At 72.6% G+C, this 12621-nt stretch carries 13 protein-coding genes; 8 read left to right on the top strand and 5 right to left on the bottom strand.

Annotated features, from left to right (window positions below):
* Positions 1-65 precede the first annotated feature (65 nt).
* A complete protein-coding gene (locus NCI01_RS04265; RefSeq protein WP_254180243.1) occupies positions 66-746 on the top strand; it encodes an HU family DNA-binding protein in 681 nt (226 codons plus the stop codon).
* 37 nt (positions 747-783) lie between these two features.
* Here NCI01_RS04265 and cofC read toward each other — a convergent pair whose 3' ends face one another.
* Entirely contained in the window at positions 784-1446 is a 663-nt protein-coding gene (gene cofC / locus NCI01_RS04270; RefSeq protein ID WP_254180244.1) for a 2-phospho-L-lactate guanylyltransferase, read from the bottom strand.
* Positions 1447-1569: 123 nt separating this feature from the next.
* Here cofC and NCI01_RS04275 point away from each other — a divergent pair, with 123 nt between their 5' ends.
* Entirely contained in the window at positions 1570-2379 is an 810-nt protein-coding gene (locus tag NCI01_RS04275) for a lysophospholipid acyltransferase family protein (protein ID WP_372495089.1), read from the top strand.
* Positions 2376-3377, top strand: coding sequence for an NAD(P)H-dependent glycerol-3-phosphate dehydrogenase (locus NCI01_RS04280; RefSeq protein WP_254180246.1), 1002 nt, complete (start codon positions 2376-2378; stop codon positions 3375-3377). Before NCI01_RS04275 ends, NCI01_RS04280 begins: the two co-directional genes overlap by 4 nt.
* 184 nt (positions 3378-3561) lie before the next feature.
* On the opposite strand, the gene NCI01_RS04285 is transcribed toward NCI01_RS04280, so the two are convergent.
* Positions 3562-4635: a trans-sulfuration enzyme family protein gene (locus NCI01_RS04285; protein ID WP_254180247.1), complete on the bottom strand. Its 1074-nt coding sequence runs from the start codon at positions 4633-4635 to the stop codon at positions 3562-3564.
* 32 nt (positions 4636-4667) lie between these two features.
* Here NCI01_RS04285 and NCI01_RS04290 point away from each other — a divergent pair, with 32 nt between their 5' ends.
* A complete protein-coding gene (locus tag NCI01_RS04290) occupies positions 4668-5813 on the top strand; it encodes a D-alanine--D-alanine ligase family protein (RefSeq protein WP_254180248.1) in 1146 nt (381 codons plus the stop codon).
* Positions 5814-5816: 3 nt separating this feature from the next.
* Here the strand turns inward: NCI01_RS04290 and NCI01_RS04295 are convergent, their stop codons facing one another.
* Positions 5817-6326: a DUF3515 domain-containing protein gene (locus tag NCI01_RS04295; RefSeq protein WP_254180249.1), complete on the bottom strand. Its 510-nt coding sequence runs from the start codon at positions 6324-6326 to the stop codon at positions 5817-5819.
* A gap of 14 nt (positions 6327-6340) precedes the next feature.
* Positions 6341-6577: an Lrp/AsnC family transcriptional regulator gene (locus tag NCI01_RS04300; protein ID WP_090972075.1), complete on the bottom strand. Its 237-nt coding sequence runs from the start codon at positions 6575-6577 to the stop codon at positions 6341-6343.
* A 116-nt stretch (positions 6578-6693) separates the two neighbouring features.
* Between NCI01_RS04300 and NCI01_RS04305 the strand changes: the two genes are divergently transcribed.
* Positions 6694-7644 carry a thiamine-phosphate kinase gene (locus NCI01_RS04305; RefSeq protein WP_254180250.1) on the top strand — a complete coding sequence of 317 codons (951 nt, stop codon included), beginning with the start codon at positions 6694-6696 and terminating at the stop codon, positions 7642-7644.
* Positions 7645-7721: 77 nt separating this feature from the next.
* On the opposite strand, the gene rpmB is transcribed toward NCI01_RS04305, so the two are convergent.
* Positions 7722-7907 (bottom strand): 50S ribosomal protein L28, encoded by a 186-nt coding sequence (gene rpmB, locus NCI01_RS04310; protein ID WP_056602600.1) that lies wholly within the window; start codon positions 7905-7907, stop codon positions 7722-7724.
* A gap of 218 nt (positions 7908-8125) precedes the next feature.
* Between rpmB and NCI01_RS04315 the strand changes: the two genes are divergently transcribed.
* The 3 genes from NCI01_RS04315 to rsmD are packed head-to-tail and all read left to right on the top strand — an operon-like array spanning position 8126 to position 12588.
* Positions 8126-9769 (top strand): DAK2 domain-containing protein, encoded by a 1644-nt coding sequence (locus tag NCI01_RS04315; protein WP_254180251.1) that lies wholly within the window; start codon positions 8126-8128, stop codon positions 9767-9769.
* A gap of 16 nt (positions 9770-9785) precedes the next feature.
* On the top strand, positions 9786-11993 hold the full coding sequence (locus NCI01_RS04320) for an ATP-dependent DNA helicase RecG (RefSeq protein WP_254180252.1): 2208 nt from the start codon (positions 9786-9788) through the stop codon (positions 11991-11993).
* A gap of 25 nt (positions 11994-12018) precedes the next feature.
* Complete coding sequence (rsmD, locus tag NCI01_RS04325; protein ID WP_254180253.1) at positions 12019-12588, top strand: 16S rRNA (guanine(966)-N(2))-methyltransferase RsmD; 570 nt, start codon at positions 12019-12021, stop codon at positions 12586-12588.
* The last annotated feature ends 33 nt before the right edge of the window (positions 12589-12621 follow it).

Here is a 12621-nt window from a genome sequence, read left to right on the forward strand (position 1 = left end):
CTTAGCGTGCCTTGCAGAGGGTCGAGCACGAGCTCGGCGTCCGAGTTCATTGGGAAGGGAAGCTAGTGAACAAGTCAGAGCTCATCGACGCGCTCGCCGCGCGTTACGAGGGGAACCGCAAGCAGGCGGCTCACGCACTTGAGTCCGTGCTCGACACCATCACCCGTGAGGTGGCCAAGGGCGAGAAGGTCGCGATCACCGGCTTCGGCTCGTTCGAGAAGGCCGTCCGCAACGCCCGCTGGGTCCGCAACCCGCAGACCGGCGAGCGGATGAAGTCGAAGAAGAAGGCCGTGCCGAAGTTCTCCGCCGGCAAGGAGCTCAAGGACGTCATCTCGGGTGCGAAGAAGCTGCCCAAGCTGACCGCCGCCACGATGCCCAAGCCGCCCGGTGTCCGGGCCGCTGCAGCAGCAGTGACGGGAGCAACCGCGAAGAAGTCGGCTCCGGCCAAGTCCACGGCCTCGAAGTCGGCCGCGCCGGCGAAGAAGACCGCGGCGAAGTCGACCGGCACGTCCACGGCCAAGAAGTCGACGGCCAAGAAGTCGAGCACGGCGAGCACCGCCAAGAAGGCGCCCGCGAAGAAGACCGCCACCAAGGCGGCCAGCAAGTCCACCGCCAGCAAGTCCACGGCGACCAAGAGCACTGCCAGCAAGAGCACCGCGAGCACGTCGACGGCCAAGAAGGCGCCGGCCAAGAAGGCGCCGGCCAAGAAGACCACGGCCAAGAAGGCAACGGCCAAGAAGTCCTGACGCTGCAGTCCTGCTGCAGCCGCGCGACGCGGGCGGGTCACCCCGAGGGGGTGGCCCGCCCTTCGCTTGCCCGTGTGGTGTGCGGACCCACGCCGGCGAGCAGGGCCGCACCCAGGTCGTCCGGGTCGTCGACGTCCGTGCGCACGCTCGTCGCGGCGCTGCCCACCTCGACCGCCCCCGCGGCCTCGTGCCGCGCCGCGGACGCGAGACCGAACGACGGGTCGAACCCGGCGGCAGGAGCGGCGTACACCGTCGTGCCCACGCCGGCGTGATCGCGGACGAAGGCGGCCCGTCCGGACGCGACCTGCTCGTGTGCCTCACGCAGCACGCCGGCCAGCTCGACGGGTCGCAGACCCGGCAGGTCGGCGCACAGCACCACGGGCACCGAGCCCGGCCAGCGTCGCGAGACCTCCGCGGCCGCCTGCACGAGCGTCGCGTTGAGGTCGTCGCTGACGCCGTCCGGGATCACCTCGCAGCCCAGCGTGCGCACGGACGCGGCGAACCGGTGGTCGTCGGTGACGACGAGCACGGCGTCGACGCCCGGTGTGGCCGCGGCGGCCTGGACCGTGTCGAGCGCGAAGGCCTCGGCGAGCTCGCGCCGGTGGTCGTCGGGCAGCCCGGTCAGGCGGGACTTCCCGCGGGCGGGCGGCTTGACGGGTACGACGACCACGCAGCGTGCGGGTCGGGCTTCGGCAGACATCGCGACGATCCTCCCACCCGGGACCAGCGTGCCGCAGCGGTCCCTGTGGCCGGTCGAGCGAGTAGCCTGCTCGCGACGCAGGCAGCGTCCGGGCGGGGCCCGCGAGAGAGCAGACGGGGAGGGATGGCGGTGCGTGTCAGGAAGCTCCAGCAGAAGCGCGGCTGGGCGATGACCGTCGCGGCGTCGATCCTCAAGCCGACGCTGCTCAGCGCCACCTCCCGCACCTGGATCGACGGCGAGAAGATCCCCGCCACCGGCGGCTGCATCGTGGTGATCAACCACATCTCCCACGTCGATCCGTTGCTGTCGGCGCACTTCGTCTACGACCACGGCCGGCTGCCGCGCTACCTCGCGAAGTCCGGGCTCTTCACCAACAAGTACCTCGGCGCCTTCCTGACCGCCGCGGGCCAGATCCCCGTCGAGCGGCTGAGCCGCAACGCGGTCGGCGCCTACGACGCCGCGGTCAAGGCGATCGGCGAGGGCGAGTGCATCATCGTCTACCCGGAGGGGACGCTGACCCGAGACCCCGACCTGTGGCCGATGAAGGGCAAGACGGGCGCCGCCCGCCTCGCGCTGGCCACCGGCTGCCCGGTGATCCCGGTCGGGCAGTGGGGCGCGCACGAGGTGCTCCCGCCCTACACGAAGAGGCCGCACCTGGTCCCGCGCAAGAACATCGTGATGAAGGCGGGCGACCCGGTGCCGCTCGACGACCTCCTCGCGCTCCCGTCGTCGGCCGAGCGGACGGCGAGGGCGACGGACCGCATCATGGACGCGATCACCGCGATCGTCGCCGACATCCGCCACGAGACCGCGCCCGAGCAGCGCTACGACCCCCGCCGCACCGGCGTACGCGAGATCGGCAACCCCCACCCCACCGCGCGCCACGCGGCCCCCAGGACGCACCACAAGACGAAGAGGAAGCACAGCCGATGACGAAGATCGCAGTGTTCAGCGCAGGTTCGTGGGGCACCGCGTTCTCGCTCGTGCTGGCCGACGCGGGCAACGACGTGTCCCTGTGGGCCCGTCGCGGCGAGGTCGTGGAGGCGATCAACGAGCGCCGCGAGAACACCGACTACCTGCCGGGCATCGAGCTGCCGCCGTCGATCGCGGCGTCCACGGACCCCGAGGAGGTCGCCGCCGGCGCGGACGTCGTCGTGCTCACCGTCCCGTCGCAGAGCCTGCGGGAGAACCTCACGGCCTGGGCGCCGATCCTCCCCGAGAAGGCCACGCTCGTGTCGCTGATGAAGGGCGTCGAGCTCGGCTCCCTCATGCGCATGAGCGAGGTGATCCAGGAGGTCACCGACGCCCCGGCGGACCGGATCGCCGTCATCAGCGGGCCCAACCTGGCGCGTGAGATCGCCCGCCGGGAGCCGGCCGCCTCCGTCGTCGCGTGCGTCGACGAGGAGCGTGCCAAGCAGCTCCAGGCGATCACCCACGGCCCGTCCTGGCGGCCCTACACCTCGGTCGACGTCCTCGGCTGCGAGATCGGCGGCGCCTACAAGAACGTCGTCGGCCTCGCCGTCGGCATGGCGGTCGGGCTGGGCTTCGGCGACAACACCACCGCCTCCGTCATCACCCGCGGTCTCGCCGAGACCGCGCGCCTGGCCACCGCGCAGGGCGCCAACCCGCTGACCCTCATGGGCCTCGCCGGGCTCGGCGACCTGGTCGCCACCTGCTCCTCGCCGCTCTCGCGCAACCGCACGTTCGGCGAGCGCCTCGGCCAGGGCATGACGACCGAGGAGATCTACGCCACCAACCGCCAGGTCGCCGAGGGCGCCAAGTCCTGCAAGTCGCTGCTCGAGCTGGCCCGCCGCACCGGCGTCGACGCCCCGATCGCCGAGGCCGTCGACGCCGTCGTCGACGGCAAGATGACCGCCCTCGACATGATGAACTCCTTCATCGCCCGCGACACCAAGCCCGAGCTGCACTGAGCGACGAAGGAGCTCGGCGCAGCTCACGGTGGTCGAGTGGCGACCAGGGCTGAGGCACGAAGCCTCGACGGAGCTGTATCGAGACCAGCTGCACTGAGCGAGGCCACACGCAACGTCATGGGAAGTGGCGGTTCGAACCGACGATTCTCATGACGTCGTGGGCCGGTCCTGACGCCGGCTCGGCTCAGCCCACGCAGCCGTCGAGCGCGGCGCGCAGGTCGTCCCAGAGGTCCTCGACGTCCTCGATGCCGACGGAGAGCCGGACGAGCCCCTCGGGGATGGTGGCGGCCTCGGCCTTCCAGCGACGCCGGCGCTCCAGGCTCGACTCGACGCCGCCGAGCGAGGTGGCGTGGATCCACAGGCGCGTCTTGCGGCTGAGCAGGTCGGCGGCCATCTCGCCTTGGGCGAGGACGATGCTGACGATCGCGCCGAACCCGGGGTAGCGCACCTCCGACAGGGCGGGGTGCTCGCCGAGGCGTCGTACGAGCTCCTGGGCGTTGGCCTGCGCGCGCTCGACGCGCAGGTGCAGGGTGCGCAGGCCGCGCAGCGTCAGCCACGCCTCGAACGGGCCGGGGATCGCGCCGACGAGGTCGCGACGACCCTTGAGCACGGTCCAGAGCTCGTCGTCGCGGGTGACGATCGCGCCCATCTGGACGTCGGAGTGACCGGCGAGGTACTTGGTCGCGGAGTGCACGACGATGTCGACGTCGTCCTCGAGCGGTCGCTGGAGCAGGGGAGTGGCGAAGGTGTTGTCGACCACGACGTAGGCACCGGCTTCGTGCGCAGCAGCGGTGATGGTGGCGATGTCGGCGACCTCGAGGGCCGGGTTGGTCGGCGACTCCAGCCACACCAGCGCGGCGCCGTCGCACGCCGCGACGACCGCGTCCGTGTCGGTGATGTCGACCATCTCGGCGCTCAGCCGACCGCGTGACTCGAGGTCGGCGAGCTGCATGATCGTGCCGGTGTAGGCGTGCCTCGGCACCACGACCTTGCCCTCCTTGCCGACCAGGTCGAGCACGGTCGCGACGGCGGCCAGCCCGGAGGCGAAGCTCAGGCAGCGGCCGCCCTCGAGGGCGCCGAGCGCGTCCTCCAGAGCCGTCCACGTCGGGTTGCCGTAGCGGCCGTACTCCACCTCCCCGCCGGCCACGTAGGTGGCCGCCATGGTGATGGGGGTGTTGAGCGGGGCGTCGGGGACCTTGTCCGGCCGGCCGGCCGTGACGGCGATCGTGCTGGGCCTGAGTGGTGAGTCTGCAGCCATGCGCGCCAGCGTAGGTGGATAGGGTCGTGCCGATGAACGCCACCTCCTCGGACGAGACCCCCCACCAGGCCGGGCGCAAGCCCCGCGTCGCCGTCGTCTTCGGCGGTCGCTCCTCCGAGCACGGCATCTCGTGCGTGACGGCGGGGAGCGTGATGGCCGCGATCGACCGTGACGTCTACGACGTGGTGCCGGTCGGGATCGCCCCCGACGGCCGGTGGGTGCTGGAGAGCGACGAGCCCGCGCGCCTCGCGATCCGCGGCAGCGACCTGCCGCAGGTCGATGCCGGCAGGTCGCCCGTGGCGCTGATGGGCGCGGCCACCGGCACCGACCTCGTCGTCGCCGAGCCGGCCAGCGTCCCCTCCGTCGTCGGGGAGGTCGACGTGGTCTTCCCGCTCCTCCACGGCCCGTGGGGCGAGGACGGCACCCTGCAGGGGATGCTCGAGATGGCCGGCGTGCGCTACGTCGGCTCGGGGGTGCTCGCCTCCGCGATCGGCATGGACAAGGCCTACATGAAGGTCGTGCTGCAGGCGGCCGGTCTGCCCGTCACCCCGGGCATCGTCGTCACCCGCACCGAGCACGAGCAGGACGCGGTCGGCGTACGCGCACGGGTCGAGGAGCTCGGCTTCCCCTCCTTCGCCAAGCCCGCCCGCGCCGGCTCGAGCATGGGCATCAGCAAGGTCCACGACGCCTCCGAGATCGACGAGGCGCTCGAGGAGGCGTTCCGTCACGACCCCAAGGTGCTCGTCGAGCAGTCGATGGAGGGCGCGCGTGAGGTCGAGTGCGGCGTGCTCGGCACGGTCGAGGGCCCACCGGAGACCTCGCGACCGGGCGAGGTGCGCACCGGCGGCGACCACGAGTTCTACGACTTCGAGGCGAAGTACCTCGCCGACCAGCACACCGAGATCGACATCCCGGCCGACCTGGCCGCCGAGACCGAGCAGCAGCTGCGGGCGATGGCGGTGCGCGCCTTCGAGGCGCTGTCGTGCGAGGGCCTGGCGCGCGTCGACTTCTTCGTGATGCCCGACGGCTCGCTGGTCATCAACGAGCTCAACACGATGCCGGGCTTCACCCCGACGTCGATGTATCCCCAGCTGTGGGCGGCCACCGGGATGTCCTACCCCGACCTGGTCGACCGGCTCGTCCAGCTGGCGCTGCGTCGCGACACCGGGCTCCGCTGAGGCCTAGAGGCAGGAGAGCCCCTCGCCGAGGTGCTCCGTCAGCGCCGGGGCGAGCTCGGCCAGGGCGCGGTCGATGCCTTCGGTGCGGTAGTCCGCCGGCACCGACACCTCGACGTAGGGCTGGAGGCTGAGGGCGATGGGGGTCGCGTCGCGCGACAGGTCGGAGAGCTGGTCGTCGGCGACGTACCAGCCGACGCCCGCGATGACGTTGCACTCGGCGGTCGGCTCGTAGTCGTCGGGCTCGGGGACGCCGCACGTCAGGACGTACGCCGGGTCGCCCCACGCCGCGCCCAGCGCGTCCGCCGGCTCGACCTCGCGCCGGTCGAGGCCGGCGAGGGTGTCCGGGAGGTCGTCGACCAGGGACTCGCACGCGGCCCGGTCGGCGCCGGAGAGGTCCGCGTCGTCGATCGTGGGGGTGCTGCTGCACCCTGCGAGCGTGAGCACGACGAGGGCGGCCGCGGACGCGACGACGCCCCGGTCCGTGGACGGACCGAGGCGTCGGCGCAGCTGCACGTGGGGCCGGTGGCTCAGATGTGGACGACCGGGCAGGTGAGGGTGCGGGTGATGCCGTCGAGGTTCTGCACCTTCGAGACGACGAGCTTGCCCAGCTCGTCGACGTTCTTGGCCTCGGCACGGACGATCACGTCGTAGGGACCGGTGACGTCCTCGGCGAGCGTGACGCCGTTGACCTGGGCGATCTCGCGGGCGACCTCCGCGGCCTTGCCGACGTCGGTCTGGATCAGGATGTAGGCCTGGACGACCATCGTGGACTCCTCGGTCTCGTTCATCGGGTGTGACCGGCACAACCTACCGCGCCGCGCGCCGGGCCCGACAGGGGATGGGTGACAGTGGTCACGACCCCGTCTGGTGGGATGGGCGCATGGCACTGTCACCGGACGCAACCCTCGGCGAGGCAGGCGAGTTCGGCCTGATCGCCGAGCTCGTGGAGATCTTCGAGAGCGACGAGCACGTGCTCGTGGGACCGGGCGACGACGCCGCCGTGCTGCGCATCAAGCACGGCCACGTGGTGGTCTCCACCGACCTGATGGTCGAGGGCCGCCACTTCCGCCGTGACTGGGCCAGCGCGGACGACGTCGGCCACCGGGCGGCCGCGCAGAACCTCTCCGACGTCAACGCGATGGGCGGCACCGCGCGCCACCTCACGATCGGCCTCGCCGCCCCCGCCGACCTGCCGGTGGCCTGGGCGCTGGACTTCGCCCGCGGCTTCGCCGAGGAGTGTGCGAGCGTCGGAGCCACCGTCGTGGGCGGGGACGTCACCCGAGCCGACCAGGTGATGATCGCCGTCACCGTGCTGGGGCAGTGCACCCAGGCGCCCGTCCTGCGGTCCGGGGCCCAGCCGGGCGACGTGCTCGCGCTCACCGGCCGCCAGGGGTGGGCCGCGGGTGGGCTCGCGGTCCTCGGTCGCGGCTTCCGCTCCCCACGCGTGCTCGTCGAAGCCTACCGACGGCCTGAGCCGCCCTACGGCGCCGGCCAGGAGGCCGCCCAGGCCGGTGCGACCGCGCTCATCGACGTCTCCGACGGCCTCCTCTCCGAGGCCGGGCACCTCGCGGAGGCCAGCGGGGTCGCCATCGACGTACGCACTGAGGCCTTCGAGGTGCCCGAGCCGCTCCTGGCGGTGGGCGCGGCGCTCGGCGCCGACCCGATGCAGTTCATCCTCACCGGCGGCGACGACCACGCCCTGCTGGCGACCTTCCCCGACACCGCGTCGGTCCCCTCGGGCTGGCACGTCGTCGGGGAGGTGGCCGAGGGCGAGGGCGTCACCGTCGACGGCAGCCCCTACGACGGCCCGACCGGCTGGACCCACTTCTGACCGACCCCGCACCGCCCGGGAACGACGTAGCCCCCGTCGCGTGAGCGACGGGGGCTACGTGTGGAGATCTGGTCAGGTCAGCGAGAGACCTTGCCGGCCTTGAGGCAGCCGGTGCAGACGTTGAGACGCTTGGGCGTGCCGTTGACGGTCGCCCGGACGCGCTGGATGTTGGGGTTGAAACGACGCTTGGTGATCTTGCGCGACCAGGGACGGTTGTTTCCGAAGCCCGGCTTCTTGGCGCAGATGTCGCAGACGGCAGCCACCGTGCACTCCGATCCGTTCGAGGTTGATAGATGTTCACGAGGCCCACACCCCGCCGGAAGCGGCAGCAGGCAACCGCGCAAGAGTAGCCGAGGACCTGCGGCGAGATGAAATCGCAGGGGCCGTGGGTGCCGGGCACTACCCTGTGGCGCGCACCACATCGTACGACCGGGCGGCCCCGCCGCCACCTTCGAGCAGACACCGGGAGCAGACCGACGCGATGGAGCACGTCACCCACGGCATCACGCTGGACGGCGTCGCGCGCTTCGTCGAGATCGCGACCGACGCGCTGTCCTCGGCCCGCGAGGAGATCGACGCGCTCAACGTCTACCCCGTGCCCGACGGCGACACCGGCACCAACATGTTCCTCACCGTCTCGGCTGCCCGCGACGCGCTGCGCGCGGCCCGCGCAGCCGACCCCGACCTCTCGCTCGGTGACGGGATGGCGGTCCTCGCCCGCGCGGCGCTGATGGGGGCGCGCGGCAACTCCGGGGTGATCCTCAGCCAGATGCTGCGCGCCTACGTGCACCACCTGGCCGGCGCGGCGATCGCCGACAAGCCCGCCGAGACGATCGCAGCGGCGATGGCCGAGGCGACCGAGGCCAGCTATGCCGCCGTGGGCACGCCGGTCGAGGGCACCATGCTCACCGTGTCGCGGGCCGCGTCCGACGCGGCGCTCGAGGTGGCCGGTCGCGGGGCCGCGCGCGCCCGCGACGTCTTCACCGCGGCGGCCGCGGCCGCCCGCGCCGCCCTGGCCCGCACGCCCGAGCAGCTCGAGGTGCTGGCGCAGGCCGGGGTCGTCGACGCCGGCGGCCGCGGGCTGTGCGTCGTGCTCGACGCGGTCGAGACCACCGCCACGGGTCGGCGACCGACGCCGTGGTCGGCCCCGATCGGCACCCACCTCATCCCGGTCGCCACGGCCGTCCCCGGCGACGACCTCACCGAGGACGGGCCGGGCTACGAGGTGATGTACCTCCTCGACGCCGACGACCAGCACGTCGCCGAGCTCCGTGCGACCCTCGCCGGCCTCGGCGACAGCCTGGTCGTGGTCGGCGGCGACGGGCTGTGGAACGTCCACGTGCACGTCGACGACGTCGGTGCCGCCATCGAGGCCGGGATCACGGCCGGGCGCCCGCACCGCATCCGTGTCACCCACTTCGCCGACCAGGTCGCCGCCGGTCGGCAGCGGACCTCGACCCGCACGGGGCGCAGGGTCGTCGCGGTCGCCGCCGGGCCCGGGCTGACGGCGCTGTTCGAGTCGGCCGGCGCGGTCGTCGTGACCGGGGGACCGGGGCGGCGCCCCTCCACCGGGCAGCTGCTCGAGGCCATCACCGCGTGCGGCGCGGCCGAGGTCGTGGTTCTGCCCAACGACGGCGACACCGTTCGCGCCGCCGAGATCGCGGCCCGCACGGCCGAGGCGGAGCTCAACGTCTCCGTCGAGGTGATCCCGACCCACGCGCAGGTGCAGGGCCTGGCCGCCATCTCGGTGCACGAGCCCGGCCGCGCCTTCGACGCCGACGTCCGGGAGATGACCGCGACGGCCCGCCACGCCCGCCACGGTGCCGTTACCGTCGCCGCCCGCCGGGCCATCACGATGGCCGGCCCCTGCGAGCCCGGCGACGCCCTCGGCGTCATCGCCGGCGACTTCGCGGTCGTGGGGACCGACCTCGAGGAGGTCGCCACCGACGTGCTGGAGCGCCTGCTGGCGGGCGGCGGCGAGCTGGTGACGATCGTGTCGGGTGAGGACGGCGAGGAGCTCGCCGAGCGGGTCGCCGCCCACGTCGAGGAGCACCACCCCCACGTCGACGTCGCGGTCCACGAGGGCGGCCAGCCGCGCTACCCGCTGCTCGTCAGCGTCGAGTGACCGGCAGGATCACCCCATGGTCGCGATCACCCCGGACAGCCCGATCGGCGCGGTGTTCGGCAACAGCCACAAGAAGCGCAAGCTCGCCGAGGAGGGCCTGGGGCTCAGGACGGTGGGAGACCTGCTGCGCCACTTCCCGCGCCGCTACGTCGCCGCCACCGAGCTCACCGAGGTCGCCACGCCCGTCGTCGGCGAGCAGCTGACGATCGTGGGCGAGGTGCGCTCGTGCGAGAGCGCCTCCTTCGTCAGCGGCAACCGCCGCCAGTTCCGTACGACGGTGCGGGTGCGCACCGACGGTCCCGACTTCTCCATCACCTTCTTCAGCCCCTACGGCAACCAGGCCGAGCGCTACGAGGCCGAGTTCCGTCCGGGCAGCCGGGCCATCTTCACCGGCAAGGCCAAGCAGTTCCGGGGCAGCTGGCAGCTCGACCAGCCCCACGGCTTCGCGCTCGACGGCGACGAGGCGGTCTCGCTGAGCAAGCTGATCCCGATCTACCCCCTCACGGCCAAGCTCTACTCGTGGGACCTGCAGAAGGTCGCGACGGCCACGCTCGACCTCGTCACCGGCGTGACCGACCTGCTCACCCCGGAGCTGCGCGAGCGGTTCGAGGTCCTCGACGTGATGCAGGCGCTGCGCTGGATCCACGCCCCTGACGACTGGAAGCAGCTCGGCGCCGCCCAGAAGCGCTTCCGCTTCGAGGAGGCACTCGTGCTCCAGCTCGTGCTCGCCCGCCGGCGGGCGGCACACCGTGCCCAGGGTGCGCGCGCCCGCACCCGCCGGGACGACGGCCTGCTGGCCGCCTTCGACGCGCGGCTGCCGTTCGAGCTGACCGGCGGGCAGCGCGAGATCGGCGACCTGGTGGCCGAGGAGCTCGGCCGCGACCACCCGATGAACCGTCTCCTCCAGGGCGAGGTCGGCTCGGGCAAGACCCTCGTCGCCCTGCGCGCGATGCTCCAGGTGGTCGACGCCGGGGGACAGGCCGCGCTCCTCGCGCCCACCGAGGTGCTCGCCCAGCAGCACCACCGCTCGATCTCCGCCATGCTCGGCGACCTCGCCCAGGGCGGCATGCTCGGCGGCGACGCGCACGCGACCCAGGTCGTGCTGCTGACCGGCTCCATGGGCAAGACGGCCCGCCAGGAGGCGATGCTGCGCACCGTGACGGGCGAGGCCGGCATCGTGATCGGCACCCACGCCCTCCTCGAGGACAGGGTGGAGTTCGCCGACCTCGGGCTGGTGGTCGTCGACGAGCAGCACCGCTTCGGCGTCGAGCAGCGGGCCGCGCTCACCGACAAGGCCGGCAGGCCGCCCCACGTCCTGGTCATGACCGCGACCCCGATCCCGCGCACCGTCGCGATGACCGTCTTCGGCGACCTCGAGACGTCCGTCCTCGCCGAGCTCCCGGCCGGGCGTGCGCCCATCCAGACCAACGTCGTCCCGCTGACCGACCAGCCGTCGTGGATCGACCGGGTCTGGCAGCGCGTGCGCGAGGAGGTCGAGCAGGGCCACCAGGTCTACGTCGTGTGCCCCCGCATCTCCGGCGACTCCGGCGAGGAGGGGGAGAGCGACCAGCTCGACTTCGACGAGGACGGTGCCGACATCACGCCGCGGCGCCAGCTCGCAGCGGTCGAGGACGTCCACGCCGAGCTGGCCGCGGGCCCGCTCGCCGGACTCCGCACGGCCGTCCTGCACGGACGGCTGGCGCCCGACGACAAGGACCGCACGATGCGCGCCTTCGCCGCCGGTGACGTCGACGTGCTGGTCTCCACCACGGTCATCGAGGTCGGTGTCGATGTCCACAACGCCACCATGATGGTGCTCCTCGACGCCGACCGGTTCGGCGTGTCGCAGCTGCACCAGCTGCGCGGTCGCGTGGGCCGCGGCGGCCTGCCCGGCCTCTGCCTGCTGGTGTCGCACGCAGACGCCGACACCCCGGCCCGGGCACGCCTCGACGCGGTCGCGGCGACCACCGACGGGTTCGAGCTCAGCCGGGTCGACCTCGAGCAGCGTCGTGAGGGCGACGTGCTCGGGGCCAACCAGTCGGGCTTCCGCTCCGGTCTCGTCACACTTCGGGTATTGCGCGACGAGAAGACGATCGTCCGAGCCCGGAGCGCCGCAGAGGCGTTACTCTCCGAGGATCCTGCGCTCGCTGGAGCGCCCGACCTGGCCGAGGCGGTCACCGAGGTGGAGCGCTCAGCCGCGTCGGCCTACTTGGACAAGGGATGAACGAAGAGGGGCTGACCACGGGGACATGACTCGGATCATCGGGGGAACGGCGGGGGGCCGCCGGTTGGAGACACCGCGCGGCCAGACGACCCGCCCCACGAGCGACCGCGTGCGCGAGGCGCTCTTCTCGGCCATCGAGTCGCGCACGGGCTCGCTCGACGGGCTGCGCTTCCTCGACCTCTACGCCGGCTCCGGCGCCGTCGGCCTCGAGGCGTGGTCGCGGGGTGCCGGTGTCGTGACGATGGTCGAGCACGACCGGCGCACGGCCGTGCTGATCACCCGCAACGCGGCCACCCTCGGCTTCTCGAAGGCCCGGGTGGTGGCGACCTCGGTCGCCTCGTTCCTGGCCTCCCCGCCCGCCGCGCCCTACGACATCGTCTTCTCCGACCCGCCCTACCCGATGTCCGACGCGGACGTCGACGCCGACCTGGTCGCCCTCGTGTCCCACGGCTGGCTGGTGCCGGGCGCCCTGGTCGTCGTCGAGCGGGCGGCAAAGCGCACCGTCCTGACCTGGCCTCCCGGCATCGAGGGCGAGCGCACGAAGCGCTACGGCGAGACCGCGCTTTGGTACGGTCACGCCACCCCGGCCCCCTGATCCCGAGACGGACCAGAGCCCCCGCCCAGTCCC

This window comes from Nocardioides pinisoli (genome assembly GCF_024199985.1).
Taxonomy (GTDB): Bacteria; Actinomycetota; Actinomycetes; order Propionibacteriales; family Nocardioidaceae; genus Nocardioides; species Nocardioides pinisoli.

Coding starts and splice junctions, on each gene's coding strand:
- cofC (WP_254180244.1), bottom strand. CDS start 1,446: ATGTCTGCCGAAGCCCGACCCGCACGCTGCGTGGTCGTCGTACCCGTC.
- NCI01_RS04275 (WP_372495089.1), top strand. CDS start 1,570: ATGGCGGTGCGTGTCAGGAAGCTCCAGCAGAAGCGCGGCTGGGCGATG.
- NCI01_RS04280 (WP_254180246.1), top strand. CDS start 2,376: ATGACGAAGATCGCAGTGTTCAGCGCAGGTTCGTGGGGCACCGCGTTC.
- NCI01_RS04285 (WP_254180247.1), bottom strand. CDS start 4,635: ATGGCTGCAGACTCACCACTCAGGCCCAGCACGATCGCCGTCACGGCC.
- NCI01_RS04290 (WP_254180248.1), top strand. CDS start 4,668: ATGAACGCCACCTCCTCGGACGAGACCCCCCACCAGGCCGGGCGCAAG.
- NCI01_RS04300 (WP_090972075.1), bottom strand. CDS start 6,577: ATGGTCGTCCAGGCCTACATCCTGATCCAGACCGACGTCGGCAAGGCC.
- NCI01_RS04305 (WP_254180250.1), top strand. CDS start 6,694: ATGGCACTGTCACCGGACGCAACCCTCGGCGAGGCAGGCGAGTTCGGC.
- NCI01_RS04315 (WP_254180251.1), top strand. CDS start 8,126: ATGGAGCACGTCACCCACGGCATCACGCTGGACGGCGTCGCGCGCTTC.
- NCI01_RS04320 (WP_254180252.1), top strand. CDS start 9,786: ATGGTCGCGATCACCCCGGACAGCCCGATCGGCGCGGTGTTCGGCAAC.
- rsmD (WP_254180253.1), top strand. CDS start 12,019: ATGACTCGGATCATCGGGGGAACGGCGGGGGGCCGCCGGTTGGAGACA.